This is a genomic window from Vibrio eleionomae (assembly GCF_009874545.1).
Lineage (GTDB): Bacteria > Pseudomonadota > Gammaproteobacteria > Enterobacterales > Vibrionaceae > Vibrio > Vibrio nitrifigilis.
Genome location: NZ_WEKT01000044.1, coordinates 17190 through 37005 on the forward strand (window position 1 = coordinate 17190; position 19816 = coordinate 37005).

The following is a 19816-nucleotide window of genomic DNA, read 5'->3' on the forward strand; positions in this document are numbered from 1 at the left end:
CTGCATCTTGATGTCATTTGGTTATTGATATAGCCGCTTAACTCAGGAGCTAATGAAAATTAGAAAATATACCGGTTAACAATATTTTCTAAATACTCCTGACGCCCAGACTCTTTCACAGGTTGAATATTATTATCCACTGCATAGCTTGCTAAAGATTCTAATGAGTAATCACCATTTAAGATACCTTTACCCAGAGGCTCATTCCATCCGGCGTAACGTTGAGCTATATTCTTCGCTAATTGATCGTTTTCAATCATGGCAGCAGCTTTTTCCAGTGCGAGAGCCATCGTATCCATACCACCGATATGACCATAGAAAAGATCTTCCGGTGCAATAGATGGACGACGTAAACGAGCATCAAAGTTAAATCCACCCGTTGTTAATCCCCCAGCTTTGAGGATTTCATATAGCACCAAGCTGTTTTCTTCTACGCTGTTAGGAAATTGGTCAGTATCCCATCCTAATTGAGGATCGCCACGGTTAGCGTCAATCGAACCTAGAATTCCCAAAGAAACTGCAGTAGCAACCTCATGTTGGAAACTATGACCAGCAAGAGTGGCATGGTTTGCTTCAATATTGACTTTAATTTCATCTTCTAAGCCGAACTGTTTCAAGAACCCATAAACTGCTGAAACATCATAATCGTATTGGTGTTTAGTTGGCTCTTGAGGTTTAGGCTCAATCAAGATAGTACCTTTGAAACCGATTTTATGCTTATTTTCAACAACCATTTGCATCAAACGTCCCAGCTGTTGACGTTCTTGACGTAAATCAGTATTGAGCAACGTTTCGTATCCTTCACGTCCTCCCCAAAGCACATAATTTTGACCACCTAATGTTTTCGTCGCTTTCATCGCATTAAAAATTTGAGTAGCAGCATAGGCAAAGACTTTAGGATCGGGGTTACTTGCAGCTCCAGCCATATAACGCGGATTTGAGAAAGCATTAGCGGTCCCCCACAACAGTTTCACACCGGTTTGTTCTTGTTTATTCCCCAAAATATCAACCATTTGCGCTAGGTTATTCACATATTCACGAACATTAGCCCCTTCAGGAGACACATCAACATCATGGAAACAGTAATAAGGCACATTCAATTTTGAGAAAAATTCAAATGCGACATCAGCTTTGAGATGTGCCAGTTCCATCGCATTACCCGGTTGCATCCAAGGTCGCTCAAATGTTCCTTGCCCAAAAATGTCCACTCCTGGCCAAGTGAGGCTATGCCAGTATGCAGCAGCAAAACGTAGATGATCTTTCATTGGTTTTCCCAAGATCATTTTGTCTGCATCGTAGTATCGAAATGCGAGTGGGTTGTCGGTATTTTTTCCTTCAAATTGAATAGGTTTCACGTTGGAAAAGAACTCAGTCATGATTTTATCCTCTTATCGTTTTTGTCCTCTGCTAACTATCTTTGTACCTCACAGAAAATTGAACAATTACGATTTTTCACACCAAATTTTCTATATTTATCTTGTGTGAATTAGGACCCAAATTGACGTTTTTTACGTTACACAACCCGATTTATTGTTCGATTTATAGCCACACTCACAATAGCGAAATATCGTAATCATGAAGTCTTTTTAAGTAATTTATAAATTGCTGCGGGTTTCCAGAATAGATAGTGCCCTATAAAAAATAACGAGGTATAAATCATGGAAACTAAACTAAGTGTTATTAGACTAACGCTAGTTGTCGCATTAGGAGGACTGCTGTTCGGCTACGATACAGCCGTTATCTCTGGGGCGACAGAAGCACTACAAAATTACTTTCAGTTAACTTCGACTGAGCTAGGTTTTGCCGCATCCTCGGCTCTTATCGGTTGTGTCATCGGTGCATTAATTTCTGGTGATTCCAGTACGCGTTTTGGCCGTCGAGGAGCACTTTTTATTGCTGCTTTACTGTTCTTAATTTCTGCTATCGGATCTGCGATTCCACAAAACTATTGGACCTTTGTTGTCTATCGCATTATCGGAGGGATTGGTGTTGGGATCGCATCAATGGTATCCCCCATGTATATTGCCGAAGTAGCACCACCAGCCCGTCGAGGTGGTTTGGTCGCGTGTAACCAATTTGCAATAATTTTTGGCATGTTAGTGGTCTATTTTGTCAACTACGGCATCGCACTTATTGGCACTGAGCAATGGCTAAATCATACTGGCTGGCGTTACATGTTCGCCTCTGAAACCATCCCTGCGGGCCTGTTCCTTGTTCTGCTATTTTTTATTCCAGAAACACCTCGTTGGCTCGCAATGAAAGGCCGTGATGAACAAGCTCAAAAGCTATTGCAAGCGCTCAGTCCTGGTGAAAATGTTTCAAACCAATGGCATGAAATTCAAGCTTCTTTAAGTCACAAAGACAAACCGTCAATTGTAGCTGCAGGGATGCTAGGAGTACTCATCATTGGGATTATGTTAAGTGTTTTACAACAAGTTACCGGTATTAACGTCTTCTTGTATTATGCTCCTACTATCTTGAAAGGCTTTAGTTCTTCTTCAATAGATATAGCATTACTGCAAACTATTTTGGTTGGTGCGGTCAACCTGAGCTTTACCGCCGTGGCGATTTTTACCGTGGACAAATTTGGTCGCCGTCCTCTCATGATGATTGGTGCATTTTTAATGGCAATTAGTATGATAGCCATTGGTACTGCTGCATATATGAACGCTATTGGTGGCTACCTTCTCGTGTTTGTGTTGCTCTATATTGCTGCTTTTGCTTTATCTCTTGGCCCTGTTGTTTGGGTACTTTTAGCAGAGATCTTTCCTAACAACATCCGTTCTAAAGCATTATCAATTGCTGTTTTTGCTCAATGGGCTGCAAACTTCTTGGTATCACAAACCTTCCCGATGATGAATGACCATCAAAGCACTATTTATCAGACCTTTAATGGTGGTTTCCCATTCTGGCTTTATGGGATTTTTGGCTTATTTACAGTATTTTTTATTTATCGGTGGGTTCCCGAAACAAAAGGTCGTTCTTTAGAACAACTAGAGCAGCTCTGGCACAAAAAACAACACATTCATGGTGAAGCTGCCCTTCACTAAATTACCTTTCGCTTCTTTGCAGCGATCTACACTCTAGATCGCTGTCAGTTACGTTCAGTTCTATACTCTTTAGGCGTTTGATTAAACGCCTTTTTAAAAACCGAGTACATATACTGTATTGATGGGTAGCCACACACCTCAGCCACATCGGCAATAGTTAGCTCACTACTTGCCAGCAAATAACTCGCTCTATTTAATTTGACTTGATGAATTTCATGATGAATTGAGTGACCTCTTTCTTGTTTAAAACGGGCCTCCAAATTGGTTCGAGAAATACCAATATGATCTAAAACTTGTTCAACCTTTATTCCCTTACAAGCATTTTGACGAATGTAATGCATAGCCTGAACTACATAAGGATCATCAACGCCTTGATAGTCGGAGCTTTGACGTTCATATACCCGAGTAGCAGGGATAAGAATACGAGGAAAAGATTTCCCAACCCATCGCTCTCCTTCAAGCATCTTTTGTAACAACTTTGCAGCTGAATACCCCATGGTTCTGGTCCCTTGACCAACAGAACTAAGGGAAACTCGAGTTAAATATCGAGTCACTTCTTCATTATCAATACCGATTACGGCAATTTTATCTGGCACAACAAGATTAAGTGCATCACAAGCTTGTAATAAATGGCGTGCTCTGGCATCCGTCACAGCGATAATACCGATTGGTGTTGGTAACTGCTGTAACCAATCAGATAATCTATTCATGTCGAATTGCCATGTTTCAGAATTAGTTTCACTACCGCGAAAAATAGAATGGTAATACCCTTCTCTACTAACCAAATTAACGAAGGCTTTTTCTCTTTCACATGCCCAACGCTCCCAAGAATCATGAGGTATTCCATAAAAAGCAAAACGTTGTAAACCTTTTTGCTTAAGGTGAACGAAAGCCGCCTCAATTAAAGATGCATTATCCGTCGCAACATAAGGAACAGCAGGATAATCTTCTAAATTGTCATAGGAACCGCCAATTCCAACGACAGGAATATCAGATTGGGCAAGTAATGTTGCTATGTGAGGATTATCAAAATCGGCAATAACGCCATCTCCTTTCCAATTTTGGAACTGCTTTATATCAGTCGTAAAATCTTCTTGAATAAAAATATTCCAATGACACTGAGATGCTTGCAAATATTCACCAATGCCTTCTATGACCTGACGGTCATAAGCTTTATTGGCATTAAACAATAACGAGATCTGATAGTTCTTATTCATGGCCAACTTTAGCACTCCCTTATTGAAACACAGGATTTTAACAACCGCTGTTCCCTATCAATGTGATCCTTAACTCAGTCGTTAAATCCGTTAATTTGGTTGCTAAAAAACGTAATTGAGGTCATGAATTTACGAGTTAAAATCGAAACAAAAGGATAAAAACTCATAACAAATTTAGTGAAACAAAAGGGGTACAACGATGTATATCGGTATTGATTTAGGCACCTCAGGCGTTAAAAGTATTCTAATGACTGAAGAAGGAGAGGTAGTGCAGTCTGCTACGGTTTCTATGTCTGTCTCTCGTCCACAACCACTTTGGTCAGAACAAGATCCAAATCAATGGTGGAAAGCAACTTGCCAATCTATTCAAGAATTGGGACAAAAGCATTCGTTAACAAACGTAAAAGCTATTGGTTTGTCGGGACAAATGCATGGTGTGACATTACTTGATAGCCACAACAACATCCTACGGCCTGCAATTCTTTGGAACGACGGTCGCTGCGCTAAAGAATGCCAATGGTTGGAAGAAGCCGTTCCCGATAGTAGAGAAATAACCGGCAACTTAATGATGCCTGGATTTAGTGCACCTAAAATTAAGTGGGTACAAAATAATGAACCGGAAGTATTTACCAAGATTGCTAAGGTTCTGCTACCTAAAGACTATTTACGCTTTCGATTAACCGGACAATACGCATCTGACATGTCTGATGCAGCAGGCACCATGTGGCTCGATATAGATCAAAGAGATTGGAGCGATAAGTTGCTAGCGGCGACCGGATTAAACCGCTCAAATATGCCAAAGCTATATGAAGGTTCTGAGGTGACTGGCACTTTACTTCCTAACGTGGCCGAAGAGCTTGGATTGTCTAAAATTCCCGTTATAGCTGGTGGTGGTGACAATGCTGCAGGAGCGATCGGAGTAGGTACTATTGAACCAGGACAAGCAATGATATCACTAGGTACTTCTGGGGTTTATTTCGCTGTCAGTCATGGTGTAGTAACCAACCCTGAAGCAGCACTGCACAGCTTTTGTCACGCACTTCCTAACACTTGGCACACAATGTCGGTGATCTTAAGTGCAGCTTCTTGTTTGAATTGGGTAGCTAATCTGACTAATTTCAATGATGTACCAAGTATGATGGAAGAACTAGAACAAAGAAAACCCACCACTGATATTGTATTTTTACCTTACTTATCGGGGGAAAGAACGCCACACAATAATCCTGATGCAAAGGGCGTTTTTTTTGGAATGACTCATACCACTGACCGTTATCAATTAGCACAATCAGTATTAGAAGGTGTCGGATTTGCACTTGCTGATGGCTTAGATGCGATGCATACCAAAGGTAAACATCCTAATGAGATATCTTTAATTGGTGGAGGTGCTCGAAGCCCATATTGGCGCCAGATGTTAGCAAATATCTTTAATCAAACTCTTGTTTACCGTCAAGGTGGTGATGTTGGCCCTGCCTTAGGTGCTGCACGTTTAGCCCAGTTAGCACTCGCCACTCCGGGAACTAACACGAGAGATATTTGCCCTCAACCACCAGTATTGGCAGAACATCATCCAGATTTAGAACAACACCAAGGATATGCAGCAAAACGCCAGCTATATAAAGCCTTATACGACCAACTGAAATCCTTATTTTAATCACAACATCGACAAAGGCCTAGCTCATAGAGCTGGCCTTTGTATTAGCTACAGTCAAAGCCATATCAACCGCCTGATTGATCAACGTGTTATTACGTATACTTTCGCTCGAGTTTAAATAGGTCACGGTAAAATTCAGCGGGTTGGGCTGCCAATCGGCATTAATGACCGCCAGTTGTCCGTTATCTAATTGCTGCTGAACCACTTCCTTAGGTAAGGAAGCAATTCCTACCCCATTTTCAACCAACTTCAAACTTGCGGATAAAGAAGCGGAAGAATAAAAGCGAATATTGTGAATATTATTCAGCTTAAAATAATGAGCAATTTCATGGTATGGCGATGTATTTCGTCCGTAAGTAATAATTGGCCAACTCACAAAATTACTTACTTTATGTTCTATTTGTTCGGCGATATCAGGACGAGCAACCCAAAACAGTTCATAACTACTGAGCGGTTTATTGACCGCAGATGGCTCATTAACCGGCCCCATCATCATCGCAATATCCAAGTTGCGGGCTAATAAATCTTTGGTTAGGTTAACGGTGGCATCAACTGACAGTTCCACTTCAACTTGAGGTAACAGTTGATGGAGCTGTTCCAAAAAATGCGGAATCCAAGTATGAACTAAGGTTTCAGACACTCCTATTTTCAATAAGCCGGAGAGTTCTATCCCTCGATTCGCTTTTTGTAATAAATTCTGACTGCCCGATACGATACTCTCTGCCAATGGCAATAATTCTCGACCTTTCGCCGTTAAAGAGACCTTGCCACCATCGCGGTGAAATAACACGGTATTCAATGAATTCTCTAAATTGACAATCCGGGTCGAAATAGCAGGTTGAGTGGTACATAGCTGTTCAGCTGTTTGGCGAAAACTCCCCAAATTAGCAATACAAACAAACGTTTCCAACTGTTTAAGGTTTAGCATTTAATCTCCCTATTCATGCCAAGACCAAGGTGATAAATCGTTATTCAGACACTTCATAAAAAATATTTATCAGAATAACTANGAATAACTAAATATTCATTAATAGACATTATCACCATAATCGTTATTTTGTATATAACGAATAAATAAACCAAGGACTGGTTATATGACGATGACAAATGGACTAGCTTCTCTTTCTCCCGCCGACGTGCGTGCCTTCATTCGAACCAATGAACATAAAGGTTCTACCAGTGGATTAGCTAAAGGCTATTTACAAGCTAACTTACTGATTCTTCCTGCTGATTGGGCCGCTGATTTTCTGCTGTTTTGTCAAAAAAACCCGGTCGCTTGTCCACTGATTGGGGTGTCTGAACCTGGTAATCCTTACATTCCAGAGCTTGGCTATGATATCGATGTTAGCCGCGATGTACCGGAATACCATGTGTTCCATGATGGCGAATTTTCCGAAGCAGTAAACGATCTCGGCCAGCACTGGCGTGATGATTTGGTGATTTTTGCTTTAGGCTGCTCATTCTCATTTGAAGATGCCTTGATGCAAGCAGGATTGAAAGTTCGTAACATCGAACAGAAGACCAATGTCTCCATGTATGACACCAATATTGCATGCTTACCTGCTGGAAAATTCTCGGGCAACATGGTGGTCTCGATGCGACCATTTACGCCTAAAGATGCCATTCGCGCGATTCAAGTCACCAGTCGTTTTCCCAAAGCGCATGGCGCCCCTGTTCACTTTGGCTCTCCAGAAACCATTGGCATTAAAGATATTACGCAACCTAATTATGGTGAAGCTGTCGATATTTATGATGGCGAAGTGCCAGTATTTTGGGCTTGCGGCGTGACACCACAAAACGTGGTACGCCACAGTAAGCCACCCTTTTGTATCACTCACTCACCAGGCAAGATGTTAATCACTGATCTATTGAATAATGCACACGCAGTGCTTTAACCTGATAACAACATCTGAAGCAATACAGGAGACAAGGATGAAGATCAATTGCGATATGGGTGAGAGTTTCGGTAACTGGAAAATAGGACATGACAGTGAGGTCATGCCATATATCGATATGGCTAATATCGCTTGTGGTATGCATGCTTCTGACCCAACAGTAATGCTAAATACTGTCCGTTTAGCCAAACAACACGGTGTCACTATTGGCGCTCACCCCGGCTATGCTGATTTGCAAGGCTTTGGCCGCCGAAATATGGCATTGAGCAGTGACGAACTCACTGCCCTATTTATCTATCAAATTGGGGCATTAAAACTCATTTGTGCCAGTGAAGGCGTTCCACTGAGTTATGTAAAACCTCACGGCGCGCTTTATAACACCATGATGAAAGATGACGAACTATTTGAGACGCTATTAAAAGCGATGAAATCAGCCGCGCCAGAATTACCACTCGTTGTCATGGCTGTACCTAATCACCAACAGTATCAAGCAACTGCTGAAAAATATGGGATTACCTTGTGGTTTGAAGCGTTTGTAGACCGCGCATACGGTGAAGATGGACGCCTTGTTCCTCGCTCCGTTCCCGGCTCGGCATACGCCGATCTAGACACCATCGGAGCACAAGCACAATCTCTGATTGAACACCAACAAGTGACCACACTCTCTGGTACCGTTATTCCAGTTCGAGCAGATACGCTATGTATTCACGGTGATGGCCCACAAGCACTCCCAACGGCGAAATTGTTGGATAGCTTGATTCATCAGGGACAAGCCGTATGCAAATAAACGCGGTTAATGAAAATTCAGTCATTCTCTATTTTGGTGACGTCATTAGCGCTGAAGTTGCCGATGCTATCGGTGCGGCTGTACCTTTAATTCGTGCAGAATTGAATGAACACTTGGTCGATATTGTTCCATCTTACACATCGATCCTCGTGACATTTGATTTAATGGCGATGGATTGCACTGAATGCATTGCCAAGCTGACTCCTGTATTAGCCAATATAACTTCTGCGCAAAGTGATAAAGAACCGTCACGTTTGATTGAAATTCCGGTGTATTACGGAAAAGAAGTAGCACTGGATGCCGATGACGTCTGTGAACATACTGGATTGAATTTTGAAGAAGTGGTACGTCTGCACACCAGTGAGGCATACCGAGTCTATGCAATTGGCTTTACTCCGGGCTTTGCTTACCTCGGTAATACGCCCGCTGAGTTAGAAATTGCCCGGAAGAAAACACCGCGTTTATCGATTCCTAAAGGCAGTGTTGCCCTTGCCGATCGACAAACTGCAATTTATCCAAAAGTCTCGCCGGGTGGATGGCAAGTCATTGGTAAAACGCCAATGGAACTGATTGATTATCAGCGCGCTAATCTGTCTTTGTTTGAGATGGGTGCAAAAGTGATATTTAAAGCAATCACTCGAGAAGAGTTTATTGAGCTAGGAGGCTCACTCGACTCGGAGTTAAACCATCGCCACGAGGGCAATTCGGCAAAAAAGCCTCAGCGTGATAAGGAGATCGCCTGATGTTACGTATTCTTTCCCCCGGCCCTTTGAGTCTGCTACAAGATTTAGGTCGTCAGGGTCATCAACATATTGGTGTTAGCCCTGGCGGACCAATGGATGAGCACGCATTCTTATGGGCAAACCGTCTATTAGACAACATGTTAAATGATGCGCAAATCGAAATCACGATGGGACAATTTCGTGCAGAGTTTACCGCAGAGATCACCTTTGCTCTGACTGGCGCAGATATGGGCGCAAAACTCAACGATAAATCCATAGTACCTTGGCAGAGCTATCACGCCCAGCCCGGAGATACCATTGCTCTTCGAGGCGCACGTTACGGTACACGTTGCTATCTTGCCGTTAAAGGCGGATTTACATCAGATCCTATTTTACATAGCCGCACCACGGTGGTTCGCGATCAACTTGGTGGATTAGATCAACATGGCAGCGCTTTAAAGGCTGGCGATGAAGTGCCATACATCACTCAGCAAGATGACGCTCCACTGCGCCAAGTACCAAGCCAGTTTGTCCCTGAATATGGACCCAATATTGAATTAGATGTTATTCCAAGTTATCAGTTCGATCGCTTTGCTCCAGAACAACGTGAGCGATTCTTTAATCATGACTATACCGTGACAACCAACTGCGATCGTATGGGATATCGTTTATCTGGCGAGTCCATTCAATGCCAAGAACAGAAACTAATATCAGAAGGTATTGCACTCGGCGCGATTCAAATTCCAGCCGATGGGCAACCCATTGTTTTGATGCGCGATAGACAAACCATTGGCGGGTATCCAAAAATGGGCTGCGTCTGCGCCAAAGATTTAAGTAAACTCGCCCAAAGCCAACCCGGTACTACCGTGCGCTTTGTGGAAAAGAGCTTAGAGCAAGCGACTCAAGAACGCCGTTTGGAACTGCAGTTCTTCAATCATTATGTGAGTCGAAACCAACGCACAACGGTTTAAAGGAGTGCACACCTTTCTCTTTATTTAGAAGTGAAAGAGATGAATTTTGTCGTTCAATTATTGAGAGTTTGAAACGATTTCACTCTGAAAAGAACCCCAAGAGCCCTTGTCACAGGATCGTGACAAGCACAATACAGGAGTTGATACTATGTCCTCAGAAAGAGTCATTACGCAAACGAGCGTCGGTTCTCAAACCAAGAGTAAATCTGGTTTTGATTGGTCGCTTATCATGGGTGCCGCGTTCCTTATGGCCACATCGGCAGTAGGTCCCGGGTTTTTAACACAAACCACTGTTTTTACTCAAACACTTGGCGCCAGCTTCGCCTTTGTTATTCTCATTTCCATCTTGCTTGATATCGGTGCTCAGCTCAACATATGGCGTGTTATTGTCGTCTCTAAAAAACGTGCCCAAGATATTGCCAATGATCTATTACCCGGCCTTGGTATTGCTATTGCAGCGGCCGTCGCATTGGGCGGTCTAGCATTTAACATCGGTAATATTGCCGGAGCCGGCCTTGGCGTTAATGTTCTCTTTCCAGGTATCAGCCCTATTGGTGGCGCAGCATTGAGTGCGGTCATCGCAGTTGCGATTTTCCTACTCAAAGATGCCACTAAGGTCATGGACCGTTTTACCATTATTCTGGGCGGTGCTTTGATTTTGATGACCTTATACGTGCTGTTTTCAACCAACCCTCCCGTTGCTGAAGCCGCATATCGCGCGGTAGCGCCAGCGCATTTAGATGTGATTTCGATTGTCACGTTAGTCGGAGGCACCGTCGGTGGCTACATTACGTTTGCGGGGGCACACCGCCTAGTTGATGCAGGTGTGGTGGGCAAAGAGTCTCTTCCACAGGTGACCCGTGGGTCTTTATCTGCTATTAGTGTGGCATCGATTGTCCGTATTATTCTATTTTTGGCAGCATTAGGTGTCGTGAGTCAAGGTGTGACACTGGATCCAAGCAATCCCCCTGCTTCAATGTTCCAACACGCCGCAGGCGATATTGGTTACAAGCTGTTTGGTTTAGTGCTTTGGGCTGCGGCCATCACATCTGTGATCGGCGCTGCGTATACTTCAGTGTCATTCCTAAGAACACTCCACCCAGTCATTGAACGCCATAGCCGAGGATTCATTATTGGTTTCATTGTTATTTCCACCTTTATCTTCTGCTCAATAGGTAAGCCAATTGCGCTATTGGTATTGGTAGGAGCGATTAACGGCTTCATTCTTCCAGTGACACTGGGCACGATGCTAGTAGCCGCACATAAAAAACGCATTGTCGGTGACTATCAACACCCTGTATGGCTATCTGCTATCGGTTGGATCATCACGATTATGATGGCACTAATGAGCCTGTACAGTATCTATAAAATGGTCTTGGCATAATTCTGTTATTCATTAAGTGACAAGGGCTTCCAGAGAAGCCCTTTTTATTATCCAATCGCTTATTTACTCAGACATAAAACGCGAAATCGCATGATAAAGATCATTAATTAACTCACCGGTTTTACCCGAATTACGAATCAAAGGTGAACTGTCACATAACTGGTTATTCATATCGAAGGCGGTACGAATCAAATTCAGCATATCTTGTGGCGATTCACTATCCATCAAATCTTTCATCAGACTATCCACAATCAATGCCTTACCTGCCGCTACTTTCGAGTCAAGGTTGAGCCAACTATCCGCACTATTTTTGATATCGTTGGCCCGCTGCTGAAAACTTTGCTGCAGGCCGACTTTAAGATGGCTCAGTTTTAAGTCATTCACTCCCCGCATAATGCTACTTTGCAATTTGTTCTGAGGCGCTAATTCATCAATGGCATGCGCCTCTTTTAGTGCTTGCTCCGCTTTATCCGTCAATGACAGCACTTTTTCACCACCAGTGCCTTTACGCCATTCAACATCATCACTCGCTTTAATGGCTTCTTTCACTGTCGTTTTATCATAGTTTTTTGTCATCATATGGTAGATATCATCAAGACCACGGACGAAATCTTTGGTTGGCAATGCGCCAATCGTGTTCTCGTTAACATGAACACTTAAGGTCTTATCTTTATTTATCTCAACTTGAAATAAGCGGCCATATTCAGACTCAATATGATCTTTTATCTTGGTACGAAATTCATCCGGCGTTTTGATATGAAAACCAAGATGATGAAGAGCCTTGGCGTGTTTTGCCAACCAACCACGCCCGCCATGAGAGTGACTATCAAGCGTAGCCTGATTAAAACCTTCTACAGCACTGCTGAGCAGTTGTGAGATATTTTGTTGCACACCTGCTTCCGATAAAGACTTGTCCGTACGCTGACCTAACGCCTGTTTACGTTGCGCCAAAAAGTGAATCACCTCCGGCGACTGTTTTCTTAAAGAACCCGCTAAGCTAGACATCTGATCTTTTACATATTTAGACAACAGCGACAAACTATCCATATTATTGACTAATGGTAAAATTTGCCTTGGTTTTTCTTGTAAAAGAGCTATGACATTACGTTCCGACAACACATCCTGCTTCGCATACTGCGCCATCGCTTTTACATCAGCCAAACTGTTTTTCGACAGATCCTCATTAGCCCCTCTTACACCATGTAATAGTAACGGTGCCATCGACTCTAATTTATCAATGGTTGTATTCAGCTCTTGACGCTGCAAATTCTGTTGCTTAGAAAATGGTTCACCTTGCTGCTCTAGAGCATCACATATTGCAGCGATATCTTTAAACAACGTTAAATGCGTTTTGAATTGGCGCTGGTAATCCTCATTAAGAACCGGTTTTAAGGCCTCTGCTTCGGATCCTTTGCTGGTTTGTTCCCCTCCTTTTTTGTCACCCACTTGCAGATTTAATTCGTAGGCCATCCTCTCACCATGAAATTTTGCCATCATTTTGTCGATGGGACTGCGTTTCGCTTGCAGATGGGCTGATGTATCAACGGTCTCGGCTTGAGTCGATTTCGTTTTTAATGGCTCGGCATCGGAAGTACTTGAAATTGCGTGATGATGCGAAGGGAAAAGAGAATGAATCAAACTCATTACTAAATGACTCCTTTTCTCTTTTATGTAGAAACAGATTGCATATAGTTCCATTATTGATTTATTTGTAAATAAGAGAGTTCTCATATTGATTACTTATGGGAACCATTACCTACCGCTACCCACACATACACCAAACCCTCATTCTCAACTATCTAAACTAACTGTTACCCCAACAAAAGGAATGTACAACATGATTAATTTGGGTATTAGCCTCTCTGACTCATCGAGTTGGCAGCAAAACTCCGCGACCTCGGGAGATAATCAAGGGCAAAGCTCAGCGTCAGCATTAGGGGAGAATAATACCTCTCAGTCTCAAGGAAATAGTGACGGTGCAACCATGCTACTTGCGATGCTGGTAATGGCAGCGATGCAAATGATGCAGCAAGGAGGAAGCACTAACCAAGGAAGCAATCAGGGCGGAAGTTCTGATCCGTTTGGCTCATCATCTTCTTCTGATAATGCGTTACAGCAGCTAACTAACCAATTATTGCAAGGCAGTTCAACAGGAACCCAAGGAGGAGGAAGCCAGCTTTCTCAAGCGGCAAGTCCACTCAATCAAGAGGTCGGGAAGATGATGGATAACCAATCCTCAACCTTTTCTTCCCCAACCGACTTATCCAGCCCATCAACCACAGACTCGAGTGCATTAACATCATCACTCGCCGATACTTCCGCGGTCACGCCTCAATCTGGCGCAGGAGTCACCACTCAAAGCAGCGATACAACCCAAATAACACCGGATTCTACAGCAGCCCAACCCCTTTCCAATGCCACCAGCGATACCAGCAGTACCAGCGTCAATATGTTCCCAACCGCATCATCGGATGCCACGGTCGTCAACAAACCGATTGTCGTTAAGGCCGGAGAAACCTTTGATGGACAAGGTAAAACATTCACAGCAGGTTCAAAACTAGGTAGTGGTGACCAAGCGGAAGATCAAAAACCTCTGTTTGAATTAGAAGATGGGGCAACCCTGAAGAATGTTGTGATTGGTGATAACGGAGCTGATGGCGTTCATACCCATGGCGATGCCACCGTCGATAATGTGCACTGGACTAACGTCGGTGAAGATGCACTGACCATGAAAGACAGTGGTGATGTCACTATCAAAAATAGTAGTGCTAAAGGTGCAGACGACAAAATATTCCAGCTGAATGCCGCCGGGACTTTAACACTTGATAACGTTCAAGCGGATGATTTTGGCAAACTGGTGCGCACCAATGGCGGCCAACAAGCCGATTGGGATATTAATCTCAACAACGTTAAAGCTACCAACGGTCACAGTGCGCTGGTACAAAGTGACAGTAATACCGTCAACGTTAATGCCAATAATGTCACGACTGATAACGTTAAAGGTATGTACAAACTACCCGATTCAGCCTCACTCAATATCTCCTAACGATTTAAGCTTATGTCGCCTTGAGCAGCATAAGCTTTTTTGCATCGCTCACAGATAAGGATTACTCATGAAAATAGGTAACAGTGCCCATATATTGGCTGAAACATTACAAGCCAGTCAGGCCGCACAATCGACTACCCAATCTAATCACCCGAATCTCCAACTTGTGCAACAAAACGCCCAGCCACAGCATAATCAAGTTGCGACACTTGCCGCAGAAGGAAGTCATTTACCGCTTCCCAAAGATGTCGCACAGCTTGAAAGCGCACCAGATGGTCTCCCTGTTGCTAAGCATCAACATAAAAAGCATCACTCCCTAGCGGAATTGTTAAAAAAAGAAGCACAAAACGATGCACAGGTAGAATCAGGGCAATCAAATAAAGCGAGTTCTTCATCAGCCGTCATGGCTGAACAGCCTGATCAAACATCAACGTCTGCCCACTCAGCTTCTCAAACGCAACAGCCCGATGTGTTAGATGCACCGGAACTCACGCTGAAAAATGGCAAAATCTCTATCGGCGAAGGAACAGCAAAACCGGTAGCGGCATTACTAAAAGGCACTTTAGGAAAATCTCAGCAGTCCTACATGGTTCATCATTCTGCTCAAGATGGCGCTCACCAGTGGCTACAAGACACCAAAGGTAGCATTACCTTTATAGAAACAGATAAACAGGCTGGTTTGCTGGCAATGCACAAGTCCAAACCCATTACGACGGCGCATATGCCAGTCATGGGTCGAGATCTTGAAAGCACCCACACACCTTCCAATGCGATGTTGAGTCATACCAGCGGTATTCATAAAGATGAGTCCGGCCAACAAGCGCGTTTGCACGATGGTAAGCTGTACACACTAGGCGAACATGGTACATGGCAAGAACAAGACCACGCCCAAGGAAAGCTGAGCAAACTGGCCAAACAGCCTCAAGGGGCATTATTTGCGGTTGCTGACGGCAAGCACCTCACTCAACTCGGCACTCAATCTTCACTCAATTCAGAAGATAAATCGATTGATGGCTTTGGTGTCAACCAACAAGGCAAGATTGCTTTGCTATTTAAAAGTGGCGATGACAAACCCGCAACCATCGAGTTTCATTCATCAATCGATGATAAAAATGCCCAATCACCCAAGCTACATTTTGAACCGGCGTTAAAAACTGAGCAGACAAAAGATGAATCACCAGATATCCAATCTTTGGGAATAGACGACCATCATGTCTATGCCATCGATAAAGAAAATCGCCTTTTAAAAGCGGATTTACCCCAACAAGGTCAAAATGAGCTCACTTTCCATGAGATGAAACCGTCTGAACTGAAAACGCATTTAGGTGATGACATTCAGCTACAAGGATTTTTACCCGATGACAATGGTAAGGTCGCGTTATTAGTCAAAGATCATTCAAGTCAAGAACATGCGTGTCCGATGATGAACCATCGTGAAGCGTTTACCCCTGGGTGGAACCTTTCGGATGTATTACACATTGATAATATACAAGGTTTAAAAAGCGTTGACCAGCAAACACTGGATGTTGAAGATTTTGGTCGTCAAGGAAAAATGGCCTTACACGACAACAAACTGTTCGCGAAAGATCCGCAAACACAAACATGGCGCGAACAAGCCGACAACATTGATTCATTACAACGTGGTCAAGATGGTCAAGCTTACGCCTTACAAAAAGGCCAGTTAAAAAAAGTCACAGTCAACGAAAAATCTGGTGCCATTCGCTTTGGTAAAGACAACCTATTTTCTCTGCACCACACGAAAGGCGATTTAAGCTTAGATGATGGTCCGAAAGCGATGCCGGAAGGAAAAATCAAAGCGGCAGCGGTCATCAACAGTAACCAACATGTAGCACTGACAGATAAAGGTGAGTTAGTACATACACACTTACGCTCGGGCACTAGTCAGCCCATCAACCCAGCCCACCCTGTCACACAAAAAGGGTTAACGGGTGAAGTCAAACAGCTGACTATCGATAAAAATGCCAACCTTTATGCGCTTAACGATGAAGGCAAAGTGTTTAAGCTCAGTAAAAAAGATTGGCAAGGTGTGTTAACTCCGCAGGAGAATCATACGTGGAAACCTGTTGATGTGCCTCAAAGTGATGGCGAGATTCAACAACTATCACTGAACGCCAAACGTAAAGTCACCCTAACTACCGATAATCACCAAACGTTAGAACTCGGCAAAGCTGATTGGAAATCAACCCACACGGAAGATCCAACCACCAACATTAGTAAGCGTGATCATCTCTTTTCACGTTTGTCACACGCAACCAAAGGAACAAAAGTCACCAAGCATGGGGCACAAGTTAACGTCACAGCACAGATGGGCGGAATGTCTGGCGCGGAAGGCGGAAAAATAAATAGTAAATGGACATCTCGCCTTAAAGCACACGTATTTCAGCCCACGATGGATGTACCACGTCCACTGAAAACCTTTGCAGATTCAACTCAACATAACTGGAAAGGTCGTAACGGCCTCGATGGATTATATAAACAGCAACATGCGCTTTATGAAGAACTCGATCTAACCAGCAAAAAAATCCAAGCGGGCGATGTGCCTGAACGTCCACCTATCGATCTTAAAACCCGCTTAGAGAAGTTGGATTTGGGCGATGGGGCCAAAGGGCTGAAAGCGGCTATCGAAAACTTGCGACACCATGCAGAGAGCAGTGCTGAACATCAATTGATGACGCTTGGACAACACCAAGGCATCATTGATGACGAAGGCGCGATGAAGTTTGATTACAAACCATCGAAAACAAAAGCGTTTACCCAATCGTTCAATATCAACCGTAGTGGTCACAGCCTAACGGATGAACTTCTTCCTTTATGGAAACACACTCCAGCGTCGAAAGAGTCTGTTCCTGGCGATATTCTTACCTCATTTTCAGCATTAAAACTGAATATGAGCCATGAGCAAACGGAGATACCACTCGGCCGTCGACGCGATCCTAACGATCAGATGTCACTGGTGAAAGCCCGTTTGGTGCTCGATTCTTTAACCCTGCAAAAACTCGACGGATTAGTCGAAAAAGCCGAGCTGTTATCTGGCAGTAAACCGTCAACAGAGCAGTTAGCTAAATTGGAAAAAGATTTCCTTGCCATCTCAGATAAAGGCTACGAGCAATCACCAGTCAAACAAGCATCCGACAAAGGCATGCAAAGCAGTAAGCAAGCTGAAGAAAACTACGACGTCACTAAGTATTTTACCCGGGCGATGAAAGATGAAAATCATGGGGTTAATTTAATAACACGAACGTCACTTGAATCAAAAAACCAAACTGAGCTCAATCAAGATCTTAAGTCACTACTGCATAGCCTTAAGCCAAGTGATGATGTGAATGTCAGCCGCGGATACAGTGTCGACGCCTCCGTCACATTTGTTCCGACCCCGTTACAAGGCCAAGCGGTCAATATGTTCCCTACTGCTGGCGTCAGTGAAAAACGTAACTATTCTATCGATTTTAACGGTCAAGAAGATGGCGTTCAGGTGACACTCGCAGGAAACTTAGGCCCAGCAGCATCGGCCAACTTCGGGATCAGCAAAAATACGCTGCCTTATATTCTGAATCAGCCAGGAAATGACTTCAAAACGAGCCTTAATAACGGCCAACAATCCTTTAAGCCAGACGTGATGGTCGGCGCAGGGATTACTGCGAATGCCAGTCACGCAAAAGACAATGAAATCACATTTACCCTTAAAGGGAACGATATCGATGAATTTGTCGATGGCCTCACCAATGGCACGCTCAAGGCCAATGACTTAATTGCTAAAGGACAAGAGCACGCATCCATTCATGGCACGAAAACCAGCTTTACTTTAGATATGGCGGTTAACATTGGTGCTCGCGCCCGTTTGGACCTAAAAAAAACCGACGATCACACCACATATTTGCGTGCAGGCGTTGGTTTAAGTGCTGGACTAAACTTAGCAACGGCCACCAAAGATCACCTGCAAACTCAGGGCATCGATAATGGTAAAACAGCGGTCACCTCTAAAAATGGCCTACTCAATGCAGCTACAGCCGGGGCTAGTGCTGATGTCACCCTAGGTAATAACCAATCATTCGACGCAGGGCTATTACCTATGCCGGGCAAAATGGCCGTCAGTGCCTCAGCAGCCATTGATAATGCCGTGCGTGTCAAAGGTGAAATGCGTACTAAGCAAGCTGAGCCCGTCACCGATGAAGCCATCACCAAATTAGGTGAAACACTCACCGGTGCCTTCCCAGATAAATCAACCGCTCATGCGATTAAAGAAATCGAAAAACTTCCCACCGTGGATAAAAAATTAGAGGCAATAAATAAACTGTTTGCTGGCGATTCACCACGCATAGCGCTTAATGATACTCAGCATTCCGCCCTTAATGATCTGCACAAAACCAACATCCAACATGATGCTGCTAAAATTAACGGTTCTATGTTGGGCGACTGCAAAATGGCCGTCACTAACTACAACCCACAGCAGATGGATAAACTGGGTGCGATTGACTTCCTCGCATCACTTATCGCCCCATCACATAAACGTGCGTTAACTGAGAAAATCACTCATATGATGCAGCAAGACCCAGATTTTGCCTCGATAGTAAATAAAGCACGTTCACATCCTAACACGCACACTATGGTGACATTAGAGCTCAAAGATGATGTGCGCCAGAAGTTAGAAAAGAACTTCGCGAAAGGTAAGATCAATATGGATGAGGTGAAAAAGACACTAGAAAATCCAGAAAACCGCCGCATAAAGTCGATTGCGGTAATGGAGAAAGGCTCTCATAAAGAAGGATTTTCGGCTCCAACGCCACTAATCAGCGGCTCAAGCAGCGCCACTATTTACATGGAACGTGATGCAGGCAGTATCAACTTCAAATATGGCCGCGACCAAGAAGTGCCCCGCACCTATACAGTGGGAGGGGAAATCACCAACCATCAAACAGATATTACCTCTGCGTTGGTTGATCTGAAAAAACAAGGAATGGAAGTGAAAGCGTAAACGTAACGCGGTGGGTATGTCTGCTAACCGCGTTACAACCCGTTAAAATAACCATAGATATAAAAAATCACCGCAAAAACGGTGATTTTTTATATCTAGA

At 43.7% G+C, this 19816-nt stretch carries 13 protein-coding genes; 9 read left to right on the forward strand and 4 right to left on the reverse strand.

Annotation, left to right across the window (positions count from 1 at the left end):
• Positions 1-59 precede the first annotated feature (59 nt).
• The gene (gene xylA, locus F9817_RS17985; RefSeq protein WP_161157548.1) at positions 60-1376 is read right to left on the reverse strand and encodes a xylose isomerase; all 1317 of its coding nucleotides are present in this window, start codon (positions 1374-1376) and stop codon (positions 60-62) included.
• Positions 1377-1658: 282 nt separating this feature from the next.
• Between xylA and F9817_RS17990 the strand changes: the two genes are divergently transcribed.
• Complete coding sequence (locus F9817_RS17990) at positions 1659-3050, forward strand: sugar porter family MFS transporter (RefSeq protein WP_161157549.1); 1392 nt, start codon at positions 1659-1661, stop codon at positions 3048-3050.
• A 44-nt stretch (positions 3051-3094) separates the two neighbouring features.
• Here the strand turns inward: F9817_RS17990 and F9817_RS17995 are convergent, their stop codons facing one another.
• Entirely contained in the window at positions 3095-4267 is a 1173-nt protein-coding gene (locus tag F9817_RS17995; protein ID WP_161157550.1) for a XylR family transcriptional regulator, read from the reverse strand.
• A gap of 199 nt (positions 4268-4466) precedes the next feature.
• Between F9817_RS17995 and xylB the strand changes: the two genes are divergently transcribed.
• The gene (gene xylB / locus F9817_RS18000; RefSeq protein ID WP_161157551.1) at positions 4467-5918 is read left to right on the forward strand and encodes a xylulokinase; all 1452 of its coding nucleotides are present in this window, start codon (positions 4467-4469) and stop codon (positions 5916-5918) included.
• Between the two features lie 19 nt (positions 5919-5937).
• Here xylB and F9817_RS18005 read toward each other — a convergent pair whose 3' ends face one another.
• Positions 5938-6846 carry a LysR family transcriptional regulator gene (locus F9817_RS18005; protein ID WP_161157552.1) on the reverse strand — a complete coding sequence of 303 codons (909 nt, stop codon included), beginning with the start codon at positions 6844-6846 and terminating at the stop codon, positions 5938-5940.
• A 172-nt stretch (positions 6847-7018) separates the two neighbouring features.
• Here F9817_RS18005 and F9817_RS18010 point away from each other — a divergent pair, with 172 nt between their 5' ends.
• From F9817_RS18010 to F9817_RS18030, 5 genes are all read left to right on the forward strand, one after another.
• Complete coding sequence (locus tag F9817_RS18010) at positions 7019-7813, forward strand: putative hydro-lyase (protein ID WP_161157568.1); 795 nt, start codon at positions 7019-7021, stop codon at positions 7811-7813.
• A gap of 37 nt (positions 7814-7850) precedes the next feature.
• Positions 7851-8600: a 5-oxoprolinase subunit PxpA gene (locus F9817_RS18015; RefSeq protein ID WP_161157553.1), complete on the forward strand. Its 750-nt coding sequence runs from the start codon at positions 7851-7853 to the stop codon at positions 8598-8600.
• Complete coding sequence (gene pxpB, locus F9817_RS18020) at positions 8591-9343, forward strand: 5-oxoprolinase subunit PxpB (RefSeq protein WP_161157554.1); 753 nt, start codon at positions 8591-8593, stop codon at positions 9341-9343. The genes F9817_RS18015 and pxpB overlap by 10 nt, the downstream gene beginning before the upstream one ends.
• Positions 9343-10293 (forward strand): 5-oxoprolinase subunit C family protein, encoded by a 951-nt coding sequence (locus F9817_RS18025; RefSeq protein WP_237476287.1) that lies wholly within the window; start codon positions 9343-9345, stop codon positions 10291-10293. The genes pxpB and F9817_RS18025 overlap by 1 nt, the downstream gene beginning before the upstream one ends.
• Positions 10294-10441: 148 nt before the next feature.
• Positions 10442-11677, forward strand: a complete 1236-nt coding sequence (locus F9817_RS18030; protein ID WP_161157555.1) for an NRAMP family divalent metal transporter — start codon at positions 10442-10444, stop codon at positions 11675-11677.
• 63 nt (positions 11678-11740) lie between these two features.
• Here the strand turns inward: F9817_RS18030 and F9817_RS18035 are convergent, their stop codons facing one another.
• The gene (locus tag F9817_RS18035) at positions 11741-13321 is read right to left on the reverse strand and encodes a hypothetical protein (RefSeq protein WP_161157556.1); all 1581 of its coding nucleotides are present in this window, start codon (positions 13319-13321) and stop codon (positions 11741-11743) included.
• Positions 13322-13514: 193 nt separating this feature from the next.
• On the opposite strand from F9817_RS18035, the gene F9817_RS18040 reads away from it, so the two are divergent.
• Positions 13515-14723, forward strand: a complete 1209-nt coding sequence (locus F9817_RS18040) for a pectate lyase (protein WP_202436515.1) — start codon at positions 13515-13517, stop codon at positions 14721-14723.
• A gap of 67 nt (positions 14724-14790) precedes the next feature.
• The gene (locus F9817_RS18045; RefSeq protein WP_161157557.1) at positions 14791-19716 is read left to right on the forward strand and encodes an AvrE-family type 3 secretion system effector; all 4926 of its coding nucleotides are present in this window, start codon (positions 14791-14793) and stop codon (positions 19714-19716) included.
• Positions 19717-19816: the final 100 nt, after the last annotated feature.